General features: G+C 68.1%; 23 protein-coding genes. All 23 read left to right on the top strand.

All coding sequences use genetic code 11. The annotated features are described in order from the left end of the window. The first annotated feature begins 471 nt into the window (after window positions 1-471). The gene (locus tag ACQP0N_RS29310; protein ID WP_355050765.1) at window positions 472-852 is read left to right on the top strand and encodes a hypothetical protein; all 381 of its coding nucleotides are present in this window, start codon (window positions 472-474) and stop codon (window positions 850-852) included. Window positions 853-1352: 500 nt separating this feature from the next. Further along, window positions 1353-1727, top strand: a complete 375-nt coding sequence (rpsL, locus tag ACQP0N_RS29305) for a 30S ribosomal protein S12 (protein WP_007465318.1) — start codon at window positions 1353-1355, stop codon at window positions 1725-1727. Window position 1728: 1 nt separating this feature from the next. Continuing rightward, the gene (gene rpsG, locus ACQP0N_RS29300) at window positions 1729-2199 is read left to right on the top strand and encodes a 30S ribosomal protein S7 (RefSeq protein WP_007465317.1); all 471 of its coding nucleotides are present in this window, start codon (window positions 1729-1731) and stop codon (window positions 2197-2199) included. A gap of 76 nt (window positions 2200-2275) precedes the next feature. After that, a complete protein-coding gene (gene fusA, locus ACQP0N_RS29295) occupies window positions 2276-4372 on the top strand; it encodes an elongation factor G (protein ID WP_355050764.1) in 2097 nt (698 codons plus the stop codon). A 213-nt stretch (window positions 4373-4585) separates the two neighbouring features. Continuing rightward, window positions 4586-5779, top strand: coding sequence for an elongation factor Tu (gene tuf, locus ACQP0N_RS29290; protein ID WP_355050763.1), 1194 nt, complete (start codon window positions 4586-4588; stop codon window positions 5777-5779). Between the two features lie 350 nt (window positions 5780-6129). Continuing rightward, window positions 6130-6438, top strand: coding sequence for a 30S ribosomal protein S10 (gene rpsJ / locus ACQP0N_RS29285; protein ID WP_007073037.1), 309 nt, complete (start codon window positions 6130-6132; stop codon window positions 6436-6438). Window positions 6439-6449: 11 nt separating this feature from the next. After that, window positions 6450-7115, top strand: a complete 666-nt coding sequence (gene rplC, locus ACQP0N_RS29280; protein WP_355050762.1) for a 50S ribosomal protein L3 — start codon at window positions 6450-6452, stop codon at window positions 7113-7115. After that, entirely contained in the window at window positions 7112-7762 is a 651-nt protein-coding gene (gene rplD, locus ACQP0N_RS29275; RefSeq protein ID WP_396804631.1) for a 50S ribosomal protein L4, read from the top strand. Before rplC ends, rplD begins: the two co-directional genes overlap by 4 nt. Next, window positions 7759-8061 carry a 50S ribosomal protein L23 gene (rplW, locus tag ACQP0N_RS29270; RefSeq protein WP_088998352.1) on the top strand — a complete coding sequence of 101 codons (303 nt, stop codon included), beginning with the start codon at window positions 7759-7761 and terminating at the stop codon, window positions 8059-8061. The genes rplD and rplW overlap by 4 nt, the downstream gene beginning before the upstream one ends. A gap of 12 nt (window positions 8062-8073) precedes the next feature. Then, window positions 8074-8913, top strand: a complete 840-nt coding sequence (gene rplB, locus ACQP0N_RS29265) for a 50S ribosomal protein L2 (protein ID WP_355050760.1) — start codon at window positions 8074-8076, stop codon at window positions 8911-8913. A 12-nt stretch (window positions 8914-8925) separates the two neighbouring features. Beyond that, window positions 8926-9207, top strand: a complete 282-nt coding sequence (rpsS, locus tag ACQP0N_RS29260; protein ID WP_007465299.1) for a 30S ribosomal protein S19 — start codon at window positions 8926-8928, stop codon at window positions 9205-9207. Window positions 9208-9249: 42 nt separating this feature from the next. Then, window positions 9250-9708 (top strand): 50S ribosomal protein L22, encoded by a 459-nt coding sequence (gene rplV / locus ACQP0N_RS29255; RefSeq protein ID WP_089018943.1) that lies wholly within the window; start codon window positions 9250-9252, stop codon window positions 9706-9708. After that, complete coding sequence (gene rpsC / locus ACQP0N_RS29250) at window positions 9708-10577, top strand: 30S ribosomal protein S3 (protein WP_091402401.1); 870 nt, start codon at window positions 9708-9710, stop codon at window positions 10575-10577. Before rplV ends, rpsC begins: the two co-directional genes overlap by 1 nt. Before the next feature lie 3 nt (window positions 10578-10580). Further along, window positions 10581-11006 carry a 50S ribosomal protein L16 gene (gene rplP / locus ACQP0N_RS29245; protein WP_073834927.1) on the top strand — a complete coding sequence of 142 codons (426 nt, stop codon included), beginning with the start codon at window positions 10581-10583 and terminating at the stop codon, window positions 11004-11006. Beyond that, the gene (gene rpmC, locus ACQP0N_RS29240; protein ID WP_007465283.1) at window positions 11006-11242 is read left to right on the top strand and encodes a 50S ribosomal protein L29; all 237 of its coding nucleotides are present in this window, start codon (window positions 11006-11008) and stop codon (window positions 11240-11242) included. The genes rplP and rpmC overlap by 1 nt, the downstream gene beginning before the upstream one ends. After that, on the top strand, window positions 11239-11517 hold the full coding sequence (rpsQ, locus tag ACQP0N_RS29235; protein ID WP_355050759.1) for a 30S ribosomal protein S17: 279 nt from the start codon (window positions 11239-11241) through the stop codon (window positions 11515-11517). The genes rpmC and rpsQ overlap by 4 nt, the downstream gene beginning before the upstream one ends. A gap of 97 nt (window positions 11518-11614) precedes the next feature. After that, window positions 11615-11983 carry a 50S ribosomal protein L14 gene (gene rplN / locus ACQP0N_RS29230; protein ID WP_007465279.1) on the top strand — a complete coding sequence of 123 codons (369 nt, stop codon included), beginning with the start codon at window positions 11615-11617 and terminating at the stop codon, window positions 11981-11983. After that, window positions 11980-12300 carry a 50S ribosomal protein L24 gene (gene rplX / locus ACQP0N_RS29225; protein WP_007465276.1) on the top strand — a complete coding sequence of 107 codons (321 nt, stop codon included), beginning with the start codon at window positions 11980-11982 and terminating at the stop codon, window positions 12298-12300. Before rplN ends, rplX begins: the two co-directional genes overlap by 4 nt. Next, window positions 12300-12866 (top strand): 50S ribosomal protein L5, encoded by a 567-nt coding sequence (gene rplE / locus ACQP0N_RS29220; RefSeq protein ID WP_355050758.1) that lies wholly within the window; start codon window positions 12300-12302, stop codon window positions 12864-12866. Before rplX ends, rplE begins: the two co-directional genes overlap by 1 nt. 1 nt (window position 12867) lies before the next feature. Beyond that, window positions 12868-13053, top strand: coding sequence for a type Z 30S ribosomal protein S14 (locus tag ACQP0N_RS29215; protein WP_007073023.1), 186 nt, complete (start codon window positions 12868-12870; stop codon window positions 13051-13053). 115 nt (window positions 13054-13168) lie between these two features. Further along, window positions 13169-13576, top strand: a complete 408-nt coding sequence (gene rpsH, locus ACQP0N_RS29210) for a 30S ribosomal protein S8 (protein WP_007465270.1) — start codon at window positions 13169-13171, stop codon at window positions 13574-13576. Between the two features lie 16 nt (window positions 13577-13592). Beyond that, window positions 13593-14135 carry a 50S ribosomal protein L6 gene (gene rplF / locus ACQP0N_RS29205; RefSeq protein WP_355050757.1) on the top strand — a complete coding sequence of 181 codons (543 nt, stop codon included), beginning with the start codon at window positions 13593-13595 and terminating at the stop codon, window positions 14133-14135. Next, window positions 14132-14521 (top strand): 50S ribosomal protein L18, encoded by a 390-nt coding sequence (gene rplR / locus ACQP0N_RS29200; RefSeq protein WP_357126510.1) that lies wholly within the window; start codon window positions 14132-14134, stop codon window positions 14519-14521. The genes rplF and rplR overlap by 4 nt, the downstream gene beginning before the upstream one ends. Window positions 14522-14551: the final 30 nt, after the last annotated feature.

The raw sequence follows: 14551 nt of genomic DNA, 5'->3' as shown, positions 1-14551 counted from the left end.
ACAGCCGGCCCCAACGACCGGTGCCCCTGCTGCGGGTACGCCGCCCTCGCCCGCCTGGGGTCCGCCGACGGCCGAGTGGGGCGGGGTCTTCCCGCCCGGTTACCAGCAGCCCCATCCGGCCTCCGGTACGCCGGTGCCGTACGGCTGGGCCCAACCGCCGGCTGGGCCCGCCGCCGCGCACGGGTGGGGGCAGCCGCCGTCCGGACCGGGCGCGCCGGCCGGTTGGGGCCACCCATCGTCCGGACCGCCCGGCTGGGGACAGGCCGCGTCCGGGCCGGGCGCCTGGGGGCAGGCCGCGTCCGGGCCGGGCGCCTGGGGGCAGGCCGCGTCCGGGCCGGGCGCCTGGGGGCAGGCCGCGTCCGGGCCGGGCGCCTGGGGCAGCCGGCTCCGGGGCACTTCCCCGCCTGGGGTACGGCCGCCGCCCGGCCGGTGCCGCCGCCCACCGATGATCAACGGAGGCCGCCGAAGCGGGTGGAAGCGGTGCCCGGTACCCCGTTCGGGGTGGTGCACCTGGACGTGCCGCCGGTGACCGCCGGGCTGGCGACCGGATCGCTGGTGGCCGGCATCGCGTCGATCCTGGTCTCGCTGCTGGTGATCTGTGTCGGTGTGGCCTTCGGTGCCCGTGGGGGAGTGTGGGTCTCGGGCGCCTTCACGGTGCTGGGGGTGCTGGCGGGATTGGCGGCGGTCGTCACCGGCCTGCTGGGCCAGCGACAGATCCGCCGGGTGGCCGGGCCGTCGGCGGTGCGGTTCACCGGTCGGGGGCTCGCGGTGGCCGGCGTCAGCTGCGGCGCGGCGGGTGCCCTGCTGAGCCTGTTGGGTCTGGGGCTGGGGTTGCTGATCAGTCTGACGTGACAGGGGTGCCGGGACGGCTCCGTGGATCAGGTGGTGCCTGGGGGCCTGCCCGGGGCCGACGGGTGCTTCGGCGGGGAAGCCGGTACACTTGTGTTCGTAGGTGCCCATCGCGGGTGCCGAGGCGGGACGCGATCCGGCCGGCGAGGGGTGAGACGTTCGCCGACCCATTCCGTTTTGACCTGGGCGGCTGTGGTAGGTACTCTTTCCCCTTGTGCCCGGGCATGCCCGGGCAACTCGTGCGTGCGCTGGTTCCGGAGTCCGGACGGCGGCACGACAAGCCAAAGACCCGGAGCGGGGCGATCCGCGTGCCGGTGACAGAAACCCGGTACGCCCGCGACAGCGTCCGCACCGGGACCGTGAGCTGGGCGACACGCCCGACCGCGGGTGCCGGGGCCACCGCAAGGTGACCCTGGTCGGAATGTAGGAGAGCCGGTCATCAGGCTGGCTAACGAGCAGACGGCGCGGCCGCGGACAGCGGCCGAAGGGAGCGGAGAAACCCGGTGCCCACCATTCAGCAGCTGGTCCGAAAGGGCCGTCAGGCCAAGACGACCAAGACCAAGACCCCTGCGCTCAAGGGGTCTCCCCAGCGGCGCGGCGTGTGCACCCGCGTGTACACCACCACCCCGAAGAAGCCGAACTCGGCGCTGCGCAAGGTCGCTCGTGTCAAGCTCAGCAGCCAGATCGAGGTAACCGCGTACATCCCGGGTGTCGGCCACAACCTGCAGGAGCACTCGATCGTGCTCGTGCGTGGCGGTCGTGTGAAGGACCTCCCCGGCGTGCGTTACAAGATCGTTCGCGGCTCGCTGGACACCCAGGGTGTCCGCAACCGCAAGCAGGCGCGCAGCCGTTACGGCGCGAAGAAGGAGAAGAGCTGACATGCCGCGTAAGGGACCCGCTCCGCGGCGGCCGCTGGTCGCTGACCCGGTGTACAACTCGCCGCTGGTCACCCAGCTGGTGAACAAGATCCTGCTGCGCGGCAAGCGTCAGCTCGCCGAGTCGATCGTGTACGCGGCCCTCGAGGGCTGCCGCGAGAAGTCCGGCACCGACCCGGTCGTCACCCTCAAGCGGGCGATGGACAACGTCAAGCCGACCCTCGAGGTGCGTAGCCGTCGTGTCGGTGGCGCCACCTACCAGGTGCCGGTCGAGGTCCGCCCCACCCGGGCGACCACGCTGGGCCTGCGCTGGCTGGTGACCTACTCCCGCGCCCGGCGCGAGAAGACCATGGTCGAGCGGCTGATGAACGAGCTGCTGGACGCGAGCAACGGCCTCGGTGCCGCCGTCAAGCGGCGCGAGGACACGCACAAGATGGCCGAGTCCAACAAGGCCTTCGCGCACTACCGCTGGTAACACCTGAGGTTCCGGCGTCCACCGGGCGCCGGAACCGCCACCAGTTGAGTCGAGACGACGATAAGTAGGGATTGAAGTGGCCGCCGCAGACGCGCTCGCCAACGTACGCAACATCGGCATCATGGCGCACATCGATGCCGGTAAGACCACGACCACCGAGCGAATCCTGTTCTACACCGGCATCACGTACAAGATCGGTGAGGTCCACGAGGGCGCCGCCGTCATGGACTGGATGGAGCAGGAGCAGGAGCGTGGTATCACCATCACCTCCGCTGCCACCAAGTGTGAGTGGAAGGGCCACACGATCCAGATCATCGACACGCCTGGCCACGTCGACTTCACGGTCGAGGTCGAGCGGTCGCTGCGTGTCCTGGATGGTGCGGTCGCGGTCTACGACGGTGTCGCCGGCGTCGAGCCGCAGACGGAGAACGTCTGGCGGCAGGCCGACAAGTACAACGTCCCGCGGATGTGCTTCGTCAACAAGCTCGACCGGACCGGTGCCGACTTCTTCCGCTGCGTGCAGATGATGATCGACCGGCTCAACGCCACCCCGCTGGTGCTCCAGATCCCGATCGGGCTCGAGGGCGACCACATCGGTGTCGTCGACCTGGTCGGCATGCGCGCCCTCACCTGGCGCGGGGAGACCCAGAAGGGTGAGGACTACGCGATCGAGGAGATCCCGGCCGAGCTGGCCGACTCCGCGGCCGAGTGGCGCGAGAAGCTGATGGAGACCCTCGCCGACGTCGACGACTCGGTGATGGAGAAGTACCTGGAAGGCGAGGAGGTCTCCGTCGAGGAGATCAAGGCCGCCATCCGGCGTGCCACCATCGCCGGCAAGGCCAACCCGGTGCTGTGCGGCTCGGCGTTCAAGAACAAGGGCGTCCAGCCCATGCTCGACGCCGTGGTCGACTTCCTGCCGTCGCCGCTGGACGTTCCGGCGATCGAGGGTACGGCCACCGACGGTGAGACCCCGCTGCTGCGCAAGCCGTCCAACTCGGAGCCCTTCTCCGGTCTGGCCTTCAAGATCCAGACGGACAAGCACCTGGGCAAGCTCACCTACGTGCGCGTCTACTCCGGCACGCTCGACTCCGGCTCCCAGGTGGTCAACTCCACCAAGGACCGCAAGGAGCGGATCGGCAAGATCTACCAGATGCACGCCAACAAGCGTGAAGAGCGTCCGTCGGCGCAGGCCGGCGACATCATCGCCGTGCAGGGTCTCAAGCAGACCACCACCGGCGACACGCTCTCCGACCCGGCGAACCCGGTCATCCTGGAGTCGATGACCTTCCCGGAGCCGGTCATCTCGGTGGCGATCGAGCCGAAGACCAAGTCCGACCAGGAGAAGCTGGGCACGGCCATCCAGCGCCTGGCCGAGGAGGACCCGACCTTCCGCGTCCAGCTGGACGAGGAGACCGGTCAGACGGTCATCTCCGGCATGGGTGAGCTGCACCTGGACATCCTGGTCGACCGGATGCGCCGCGAGTTCAACGTCGAGGCCAACGTCGGCAAGCCGCAGGTGGCGTACCGCGAGACCATCCGCCGCAAGGTGGAGAAGGTCGAGTACACCCACAAGAAGCAGACCGGTGGTTCCGGCCAGTACGCCCGCGTGATCGTGAGCGTCGAGCCGCTGCCGCTGGACAACGACTCGCCGACCTACGAGTTCGCCAACGCCGTCAGCGGCGGTCGCATCCCGCGGGAGTTCATCCCGTCGGTCGACGCCGGTGCGCAGGACGCCATGCAGTACGGCATCCTCGCGGGCTTCCCGCTCGTCGGTGTGAAGCTGACGCTGCTGGACGGTCAGTACCACGAGGTCGACTCGTCGGAAATGGCATTCAAGATCGCCGGCTCGATGGTGATGAAGGACGCGGCCCGCAAGGCCGATCCCGCGTTGCTCGAGCCGATGATGGCCGTTGAGGTCACCACTCCTGAGGAGAACATGGGTGACGTCATCGGTGACCTCAACTCCCGCCGCGGCATCATCCAGGCGATGGAGGAGCGCAGCGGCGCCCGCATCGTGAGGGCTCTGGTGCCGTTGTCGGAGATGTTCGGCTACGTCGGCGACCTGCGGTCGAAGACCCAGGGCCGGGCTAGCTACAGCATGCAGTTCGACTCCTACGCGGAGGTTCCGCAGAGCGTCGCGAAGGAGATCATCGCGAAGGCGACGGGCGAGTAACTGCCCCGAGCAGGTGATTCGTGGTCGGTCGCGGGTGACTCAACCCGCCCGCGGCCACCACGATCGGATCGCGTGAGACCGGGCCTGTAGGCTTCATCGCCGCAGAACCCACAAAGGCTCTCCGGCCGTCAGGCCGGAAAGGCTGTCGACAGAGTCCTAAGCGCCGACCGGCGCGCCGGGCGTACGAACCAAGAAGTCCACAGGAGGACACCAGTGGCGAAGGCTAAGTTCGAGCGGACTAAGCCGCACGTCAACATCGGCACCATTGGTCACATCGACCACGGTAAGACGACGCTGACGGCGGCCATCACCAAGGTCCTGCACGACCAGTACCCGGACCTGAACCCGTACACGCCGTTCGACGAGATCGACAAGGCGCCGGAGGAGAAGGCCCGCGGCATCACGATCTCGATCGCGCACGTCGAGTACCAGACCGAGTCGCGGCACTACGCGCACGTGGACTGCCCCGGCCACGCGGACTACATCAAGAACATGATCACCGGTGCCGCGCAGATGGACGGCGCGATCCTGGTGGTCGCGGCGACCGACGGCCCGATGCCGCAGACCCGTGAGCACGTGCTGCTCGCGCGTCAGGTTGGCGTGCCGTACATCGTCGTGGCGCTCAACAAGAGCGACATGGTCGACGACGAGGAGCTCCTGGAGCTCGTCGAGCTCGAGGTCCGCGAGCTGCTCTCCTCGCAGGAGTACCCGGGTGACGACCTGCCGGTCGTCCGGGTTTCGGCGCTGAAGGCCCTCGAGGGTGACCCCGAGTGGACCGGCAAGCTCCTGGACCTGATGACCGCGGTCGACACCGCGATCCCGCAGCCGGAGCGCGAGACCGAGAAGCCGTTCCTCATGCCCATCGAGGACGTCTTCACGATCACCGGTCGTGGCACCGTCGTCACCGGTCGCGCCGAGCGCGGCATCCTCAAGCCGAACGAGGAGGTGGAGATCGTCGGTATCCGCGAGAAGTCGCAGAAGACGGTCTGCACCGGTATCGAGATGTTCCGCAAGCTGCTCGACGAGGCCCGCGCGGGCGAGAACGTCGGTCTGCTGCTGCGTGGCATCAAGCGCGAGGACGTCGAGCGCGGCATGGTGGTCGTCAAGCCGGGCACCACGACCCCGCACACGGAGTTCGAGGCGACGGTCTACATCCTCTCCAAGGAGGAGGGCGGCCGGCACACCCCGTTCTTCCAGAACTACCGCCCGCAGTTCTACTTCCGGACCACGGACGTCACCGGTGTCGTCACCCTCCCCGAGGGCACCGAGATGGTCATGCCGGGTGACAACACCACCATGTCGGTGAAGCTGATCCAGCCCATCGCCATGGAGGAGAACCTCAAGTTCGCGATCCGCGAGGGTGGCCGCACCGTCGGCGCCGGGTTCGTCACCAAGATTCAGAAGTGACCTGGGTAACCCCGATTAGACCCGCCGCCGGTCGTGCGGCATACTAGTCAGGTTGCGTAACGACAGTTCGTCGCCTGTGTTCGGCTTTCGCTGAACCTCCGGGTGGCGAGACAGTCGAGCGTAGGGTGGTTGGCGGCCCAGTCGCCAACCACCCTCGCACGGCGTTCAGGTCGCGGTAGTGCGATCGACGCCTTGACCCACCGCGCGGTCAGCACCACTCCGGAACCTCGGGGCGGAGCCTGGCCCGAGGGCGCGACACGCCCGACCGCGGGGGTCGGCGAAGTGGGCCTGTGCCAGCCGGTACAGGCGCCCGCAACACAGCGGCATCGAGAGAAGGAACAGAAGCCACCATGGCGGGACAGAAGATCCGCATCCGGCTCAAGGCCTATGACCACGAGGTCGTCGACTCCTCGGCTCGGAAGATCGTCGAGACGGTGACGCGTACCGGGGCGCAGGTCGCGGGCCCGGTGCCGCTGCCCACGGAGATCAACCGTTTCTGCGTTATCCGCTCGCCGCACAAGTACAAGGACTCGCGCGAGCACTTCGAGATGCGCACGCACAAGCGGCTGATCGACATCATCGACCCGACCCCGAAGACGGTCGACTCGCTCATGCGCCTCGACCTGCCGGCTGGCGTCGACATCGAGATCAAGCTGTAGGGACCGGACAAATGGACAGGCAAGTCAAGGGGATCCTGGGCGCCAAGCTCGGCATGACCCAGGTCTGGGACAACAACAAGGTTGTTCCCGTGACCGTGGTCGAGGCCGGCCCGTGCGTCATCAGCCAGGTTCGTAGCGCCGAGAAGGACGGTTACTCCGCGGTCCAGCTGGCGTACGGCACGATCGACCCGCGCAAGGTGAAGAAGCCGGTCAGCGGGCACTACGCGAAGGCGGACGTGGCGCCGCGCCGGCACATCGTCGAGCTGCGCACCACGGACGCGTCGGAGTACTCGCTCGGCCAGGAGGTCACGGTCGAGGAGTTCCCGGCGGGCGTCACGATCGACGTCACCGGCAAGACCAAGGGCAAGGGCTACGCCGGCCCGATGAAGCGGCACGGCTTCCACGGTCTGCGCGCCAGCCACGGTGTCGAGCGCAAGCACCGCTCGCCCGGCTCCATCGGCGCCTGCGCCACCCCGGGTCGTGTCTTCAAGGGCACCCGGATGGCCGGCCGCATGGGTGGCGTGCGCTACACCGTGCAGAACCTCACCGTCCAGGCGGTCGACACCGAGAACAACCTGCTGCTCGTCCGGGGTGCCATTCCTGGTCCCAAGGGCGCGCTCGTTCTGGTCCGTACCGCGGCCAAGAGCAAGGTGAAGAAGGGCGGTGCGGCCAAGTGACCACCGTTGACGTGCGCACCGTCGAAGGCACCACCAGCGGCTCGGTCGAGCTGCCGGCGGACATCTTCGACGTGCAGGCCAACGTCGCGCTGATGCACCAGGTCGTGGTGGCCCAGCTCGCGGCGGCCCGACAGGGCACGCACAAGGCCAAGACCCGCGGCGAGGTCGCCGGTGGCGGCAAGAAGCCGTACAAGCAGAAGGGCACCGGTCGCGCCCGGCAGGGCTCGATCCGCGCGCCGCAGTTCGCCGGTGGTGGCGTGGTGCACGGTCCCGTGCCGCGTGACTACAGCCAGCGGACCCCGAAGAAGATGAAGGCCGCCGCGCTCCGCGGTGCCCTCTCCGACCGGGCCCGCGCCGGGCAGGTGCACGTCGTCGAGGCGTTCGTCTCGGGCGAGAAGCCGTCGACCAAGGCCGCTCTGGCCACGCTCGCCAAGCTCACCGAGGCCCGTCGGGTCCTGGTCGTGCTGAGCAGCACCGACGAGCTGAACTGGGTGTCGCTGCGCAACGAGTCGCGGGTGCACCTGATCGAGTCCGGCCAGCTGAACACGTACGACGTGCTGGTGGCCGACGACGTGGTCTTCACCAAGGACGCCCTGGACGAGTTCCTGGGCGTGCCCGCCGAGACCACCGAGGAGGGTGGCAAGTGAGCACGATCGCCGACCCGCGCGACATCATCGTGGCGCCGGTCGTCTCGGAGAAGAGCTACAGCGAGCTGAACCGGAACTGGTACACCTTCCTGGTGCACCCGGACGCGAACAAGACCGAGATCAAGATCGCTATCCAGCAGATCTTCGACGTCCGCGTCCTGACGGTCAACACGCTCAACCGCCAGGGCAAGCGCAAGCGCACCAAGACCGGCTTCGGTCAGCGCAAGGCGACCAAGCGGGCGATCGTGAAGCTGGCTGACGGTGACCGTATCGAGGCCTTCGGCGGCCCGGTCAGCTGAGGGGTGTAGACAATGGCTATCCGTAAGTACAAGCCGACGACGCCGGGCCGTCGTGGCTCCAGCGTCGCCGACTTCGCCGAGATCACCCGGTCCACGCCGGAGAAGTCGCTGCTGGCTCCGCTGCCGAAGAAGGGCGGGCGTAACGCCCACGGCCGGATCACCACGCGGCACCACGGTGGCGGTCACAAGCGCCAGTACCGTCTGATCGACTTCAAGCGGGTCGACAAGGACGGCGTGCCGGCGAAGGTCGCCCACATCGAGTACGACCCGAACCGCACCGCGCGCATCGCGCTGCTGCACTACGCCGACGGCGAGAAGCGGTACATCATCGCGCCGAAGGACATGAAGCAGGGCGACCGCGTCGAGTCCGGTCCGGGCGCCGACATCAAGCCGGGTAACAACCTGCCGCTGCGCAACATCCCGGTCGGTACGACGATCCACAACGTGGAGCTGCGTCCGGGCGGCGGGGCCAAGCTGGCCCGTTCCGCCGGCGTCGGCATCCAGCTGCTCGGCCGCGAGGGCGTGTACGCGACCCTGCGTATGCCGTCCGGCGAGATCCGGCGGGTGGACGTGCGCTGCCGCGCCAGCATCGGCGAGATCGGCAACGCCGACCAGTCGAACATCAACTGGGGTAAGGCCGGCCGTATGCGGTGGAAGGGCAAGCGCCCGACCGTCCGTGGTGTCGCCATGAACCCGGTCGACCACCCGCACGGTGGTGGTGAGGGTAAGACCTCCGGTGGTCGCCACCCGGTCAACCCGCAGGGTAAGCCCGAGGGCCGCACCCGCCGTAAGGGCCAGGCGAGCGACAAGCTGATTGTCCGCCGCCGCTACGCCACGCGTAAGCGCGGCTGAGGGAGATAAGACATGCCTCGCAGCCTGAAGAAGGGCCCGTTCGTCGACGACCACCTGCTCAAGAAGGTGGAAGTTCAGAACGACAAGGGCTCCAAGAACGTGATCAAGACCTGGTCGCGGCGCTCGACGATCATCCCCGAGATGCTCGGGCACACGATCGCCGTGCACGACGGACGCAAGCACGTCCCGGTGTTCGTGACCGAGGCGATGGTCGGGCACAAGCTCGGCGAGTTCGCGCTGACCCGCACCTTCAAGGGTCACGAGAAGGACGACCGGAAGAGCCGTCGGCGCTGACGCCGCCAGGCATACGGATAGAGGGAACAAGGGGTTACAGCGATGCCAGGAAAGGGCGACGCTCCGGTGCTTCCGGGCGCGCGGGCGGTTGCGCGGCACGTGCGCATCTCGCCGATGAAGGCGCGCCGGGTGGTCAACCTCGTCCGCGGCCTGCCCGCGAAGGAGGCGCTCACGGTGCTGCAGTTCGCGCCGCAGGCTGCGAGCGAGCAGGTGTACAAGGTGCTCGCTAGCGCGATCGCCAACGCGGAGAACAACGAGCGGCTGGACCCCGACGCGCTGCTCGTCAGCGAGGCGTTCGTGGACGAGGGCCCGACGATGAAGCGGTTCCAGCCGCGGGCGCAGGGTCGGGCGTACCGGATCCGCAAGCGCACCTGTCACATCACCGTGGCGGTCGAGGCGGTCGCGCCGGCAGCGCCGAGGAAGGCCGCGGCGAAGAAGGCCGCCCCGGCCACGCAGGCCGCACCGGCCGAAGCGCAGAGCAAGACGGAGGACGCCGAGTAATGGGTCAGAAGGTTCACCCCACTGGGTTCCGGCTCGGCATCTCGACCGACTGGAAGTCCCGTTGGTTCGCGGACAAGCTCTACAAGGACTACATCGGCGAGGACGTCAAGATCCGCCGCATGATGTCCAAGGGCCTCGAGCGTGCCGGGATCTCCAAGGTCGACATCGAGCGCACCCGCGACCGCGTCCGCGTCGACATCCACACCGCCCGGCCGGGCATCGTCATCGGCCGTAAGGGTGCGGAGGCCGACCGGATCCGCGGCGAGCTGGAGAAGCTCACCGGCAAGCAGGTCCAGCTGAACATCATCGAGGTGAAGAACCCCGAGTCGGACGCTCAGCTCGTCGCGCAGGGCGTGGCCGAGCAGCTGTCCAGCCGGGTCAGCTTCCGTCGGGCGATGCGCAAGGCCATGCAGTCGGCCATGAAGAACCCGGTCTGCAAGGGCATCCGGGTTCAGGTTTCGGGCCGCCTGGGCGGCGCCGAGATGAGCCGGACCGAGTTCTACCGTGAGGGCCGGGTTCCGCTGCACACGCTGCGGGCCAACATCGAGTACGGCTTCTTCGAGGCCCGTACCACGTTCGGCCGGATCGGCGTGAAGGTCTGGATCTACAAGGGCGACGCCGTCCCGGGCCGGGAGGCTCCGGCCGAGGCCGGTCCGTCCCGCCCGCGTCGTGGTGAGCGCGGCGACCGTCCCGAGCGTCCGCGCCGTGGCCGGTCGGGTTCGTCCGGCACCACGGCTGGTGGCACCGAGGCCGGTCGGGCTGCTGCGACCACCATCGCGCAGCAGGCCGAGACGCCGAGCGGCGAGCCGGTCGACAGCGCTGCTGTCGCCGCCACTGCTGCTCCGGCTGAAACGCAGCAGGAGGGCTGACAGATGCTGATGCCGCGCAAGCCCCCGAAGGGCTTCCGCAAGCCGCACCACCCGGACCGCCACGGCGCGTCCAAGGGTGGTAACCGGGTGGTGTTCGGCGAGTTCGGGATCCAGGCTCTCGAGCCGGCGTACGTGACCAACCGCCAGATCGAGTCGGCGCGTATCGCGATGACCCGTCACATCAAGCGTGGCGGCAAGGTCTGGATCACGATCTTCCCGGACCAGGCCCTCACCAAGAAGCCTGCCGAGACCCGGATGGGTTCCGGTAAGGGTTCGCCGGAGTGGTGGGTCGCCAACGTCAAGCCGGGACGGGTTCTCTTCGAGATGTCGTTCCCCAACGAGCAGATCGCGCGTGAGGCCATGCGTCGCGCGATCCACAAGCTCCCGATGAAGTGCCGCATTGTTACGCGCGAAGTGGGTGAATCCTGATGGCAGCGGGCGTTAAGGCGACCGAGCTGCGTGAGCTCTCCGAGGAGGAGCTGGTCACGAAGCTGCGGGAGGCCAAGGCGGAGCTGTTCAACCTCCGCGTGCAGGCCGCAACCGGGCAGCTGGACAACAACCGGCGGCTGCAGGTCATCCGTCGGGAGATCGCCCGGATCTACACGATCATGCGCGAGCGCGAGCTGGGGCTCTCGGCCGCGCCGACTGAGGTGACTGCATCATGACCGAGAACACCACCGCTGACGCCACCCGCGCGCGCCGCAAGGTCCGCGAGGGCCTGGTGGTCAGCGACAAGATGGACAAGACCGTCGTGGTCGAGGTCGAGGACCGGGTTCGGCACGCGCTGTACGGCAAGATCATGCGCCGTACGAGCAAGCTGAAGGTGCACGACGAGCAGAACGCCGCTGGCACCGGTGACCGGGTCCTGATCATGGAGACCCGGCCGCTGAGCGCCACCAAGCGTTGGCGGATCGTGGAGATCCTGGAAAAGGCCAAGTAGCGAAGGCTCGAGCTCGCCCGGCGTTGCGTCGGGCGTTGGTTCCGCCAGGCTCCGGCCGCCACGGCGGCCGGAGAACCGGCAGACATAGGAGATAGACGTGATTCAGCAGGAGTCGCGACTGCGCGTCGCCGACAACACGGGTGCTCGGGAGATCCTGTGCATCCGGGTTCTCGGTGGCTCCGGTCGGCGCTACGCGAGCATCGGCGACGTCATCGTGGCCACGGTCAAGGACGCGATCCCGGGTGCCGGTGTGAAGAAGGGCGACGTCGTCAAGGCGGTCGTCGTTCGCACGGCCAAGGAGAGGCGGCGGCCGGACGGCTCGTACATCCGCTTCGACGAGAACGCCGCCGTCATCATCAAGGACGGCGGGGACCCGCGTGGAACCCGTATCTTCGGCCCGGTGGGCCGGGAGCTGCGGGACAAGCGGTTCATGAAGATCATTTCCCTCGCGCCGGAGGTGTTGTGACCGTGAAGGTCAAGAAGGGCGACACGGTCGTCGTCATCGCCGGCAAGGACAAGGGTGCCAAGGGCAAGGTCATCGCGGCCTACCCGCGGCAGGACAAGGTCCTGGTCGAGGGCGTGAACCGGGTCAAGAAGCACACCCGCATCAGCACCACCCAGCGTGGCGCCAAGACCGGCGGCATCGTCACCCAGGAGGCCCCGATCCACGTCTCGAACGTGCAGGTCCTGGACTCCGACGGCAAGCCGACCCGCGTCGGTTACCGGATCGACGACAACGGCCAGAAGGTCCGCATCGCGCGTAGCACCGGTAAGGACCTGTGATGACCACGGCTACCGAAAAGACCATGCCGCGCCTCAAGGAGCGGTACCGCAACGAGATCGTGGCCCAGCTGCGTGAGCAGAACAGCTACGGCAACCCCATGCAGGTGCCGCGGCTGGTCAAGATCGTCGTCAACATGGGTGTCGGCGAGGCCGCTCGCGACGCCAAGCTGATCGACGGCGCGGTCCGCGACCTCGCCACGATCACCGGCCAGAAGCCGCAGGTGCGGCGGGCGACCAAGTCCATCGCGCAGTTCAAGCTCCGCGAGGGCATGCCGATCGGCGCGAAGGTGACCCTCCGCGGCGACCGCATGTGGGAGTTCCTGGACCGGCTGCTCTCCATCGCGCTGCCGCGTATCCGCGACTTCCGCGGTCTGGACGGGCGCAAGCTGGACGGGCACGGCAACTACACGTTCGGTCTGACCGAGCAGTCGGTGTTCCACGAGATCGACCAGGACCGGATCGATCGCCAGCGGGGCATGGACATCACGGTGGTCACCACCGCCACGACCGACGACGAGGGCCGGGCGCTGCTCAAGCTCCTGGGCTTCCCGTTCAAGGAGAACTGAGATGGCCAAGAAGGCGCTGATCCTCAAGGCGGCCGCGAAGCCGAAGTTCTCGGTTCGCGCGTACACCCGCTGCCAGCGGTGCGGGCGTCCGAAGGCGGTCTACCGCAAGTTCGGGCTCTGCCGGGTCTGCATCCGGGAGATGGCCCACCGCGGTGAGCTGCCGGGTGTGTCCAAGGCTTCCTGGTAAGGGCGACCGCGTCCCGGCTCCGGCCGGGAACTCCTGCACCGATTAGGTATTGCTCTTCGCCGTAGGCCCGGGGCTGATGCCCCGGGAACCCCGGCGAGAAAGGCTGACGAAATCCATGACGATGACCGACCCGATCGCAGACATGCTCACGCGTCTGCGTAACGCCAACCAGGCGTACCACGATCAGGTGAAGATGCCCTACTCCAAGATCAAGGCGAACATCGCCGAGGTCCTGAAGGCCGAGGGTTACATCGCCACCTGGTCGGTCGAGGAGCCCGAGGAGGGCGCCGTCGGCAAGCGACTGGTCGTCGAGCTCAAGTACGGCCAGAACCGCGAGCGGAGCCTGGCCGGCATCAAGCGCGTGTCCAAGCCCGGTCTCCGGGTGTACGCCAAGTCGGACGGGCTCCCGCGGGTGCTCGGTGGGCTGGGCGTGGCGATCATTTCGACGTCCCAGGGACTGCTGACCGACCGGCAGGCCCGCAAGCGGAGTGTTGGCGGGGAAGTCCTCGCCTTCGTCTGGTAACGGGAGACTGGTAGAAATGTCGCGAATTGGACGTAAGTCGATCCCGGTGCCATCCGGCGTCGACATCACGATCGACGGGCAGACCGTCAAGGTCAAGGGCCCGAAGGGCGAGCTCCAGCACACCATCGCGGAGCCGATCACGATCGAGCGCGCGGAGGACGGGCAGCTGAACGTCAGCCGCCCGAACGACGAGCGCAAGGCCAAGGAACTGCACGGCCTGAGCCGTACCCTGGTCGCCAACATGATCGTCGGCGTGACCGAGGGTTACCGTAAGAGCCTGGAGATCGCGGGCACCGGTTACCGGGTCACCGCCAAGGGTTCGGACCTCGAGTTCGCGCTCGGGTTCTCGCACCCGGTGGTCGTCCCCGCCCCGGCGGGCATCACCTTCACGGTGGAGCGGCCGACCCTGTTCCACGTGGCCGGCATCGACAAGCAGCAGGTCGGTGAGGTCGCCGCCAACATCCGGAAGATCCGTCCGCCGGAGCCCTACAAGGGCAAGGGCGTGAAGTACCAGGGCGAGGTCATCCGCCGCAAGGCCGGAAAGGCAGGTAAGAAGTGAGCGCCACGCTGCTCAAGCGCCGCCGCGGCGTCGCCGCCAAGCGCGCCGTTGGGCGTGCGCGTCGGCACTTCCGCGTCCGCAAGAACGTCACCGGTACGGCCGAGCGTCCGCGCCTGGTCGTCACCCGTTCGCTGCGGCACATGGTCGCCCAGATCGTCGACGACACCAAGGGCCACACCCTGGCGTCGGCGTCGACCCTGGACGCCTCGCTGCGCGGTACGGAGGGCGACAAGAGCGCCCTCGCCGGCAAGGTGGGCGCCCTGCTCGCCGAGCGGGCCAAGGCCGCTGGCGTCTCCAAGGTCGTCTTCGACCGCGGTGGCAACCGGTACGCGGGCCGAGTCGCCGCGCTTGCCGACGCCGCCCGCGAAGCCGGGCTCGAGTTCTAACAACCCCGTCACGAGAGATAAGGAAGGCTG

It is taken from the genome of Micromonospora sp. CA-246542, from assembly GCF_050942905.1.
Classification (GTDB): Bacteria; Actinomycetota; Actinomycetes; order Mycobacteriales; family Micromonosporaceae; genus Micromonospora.
The sequence above is the reverse complement of the archived record's forward strand: the minus strand, read 5'-3'. Positions and strand labels throughout refer to the sequence as shown.

Bases quoted from the DNA above. Each gene is read 5' to 3' on its own strand.
- rpsG (WP_007465317.1), top strand. From the start codon at position 1,729: ATGCCGCGTAAGGGACCCGCTCCGCGGCGGCCGCTGGTCGCTGACCCG.
- rpsJ (WP_007073037.1), top strand. From the start codon at position 6,130: ATGGCGGGACAGAAGATCCGCATCCGGCTCAAGGCCTATGACCACGAG.
- rplC (WP_355050762.1), top strand. From the start codon at position 6,450: ATGGACAGGCAAGTCAAGGGGATCCTGGGCGCCAAGCTCGGCATGACC.
- rplB (WP_355050760.1), top strand. From the start codon at position 8,074: ATGGCTATCCGTAAGTACAAGCCGACGACGCCGGGCCGTCGTGGCTCC.
- rpsS (WP_007465299.1), top strand. From the start codon at position 8,926: ATGCCTCGCAGCCTGAAGAAGGGCCCGTTCGTCGACGACCACCTGCTC.
- rplV (WP_089018943.1), top strand. From the start codon at position 9,250: ATGCCAGGAAAGGGCGACGCTCCGGTGCTTCCGGGCGCGCGGGCGGTT.
- rpsC (WP_091402401.1), top strand. From the start codon at position 9,708: ATGGGTCAGAAGGTTCACCCCACTGGGTTCCGGCTCGGCATCTCGACC.
- rplP (WP_073834927.1), top strand. From the start codon at position 10,581: ATGCTGATGCCGCGCAAGCCCCCGAAGGGCTTCCGCAAGCCGCACCAC.
- rpmC (WP_007465283.1), top strand. From the start codon at position 11,006: ATGGCAGCGGGCGTTAAGGCGACCGAGCTGCGTGAGCTCTCCGAGGAG.
- rpsQ (WP_355050759.1), top strand. From the start codon at position 11,239: ATGACCGAGAACACCACCGCTGACGCCACCCGCGCGCGCCGCAAGGTC.
- rplE (WP_355050758.1), top strand. From the start codon at position 12,300: ATGACCACGGCTACCGAAAAGACCATGCCGCGCCTCAAGGAGCGGTAC.
- ACQP0N_RS29215 (WP_007073023.1), top strand. From the start codon at position 12,868: ATGGCCAAGAAGGCGCTGATCCTCAAGGCGGCCGCGAAGCCGAAGTTC.
- rpsH (WP_007465270.1), top strand. From the start codon at position 13,169: ATGACGATGACCGACCCGATCGCAGACATGCTCACGCGTCTGCGTAAC.
- rplF (WP_355050757.1), top strand. From the start codon at position 13,593: ATGTCGCGAATTGGACGTAAGTCGATCCCGGTGCCATCCGGCGTCGAC.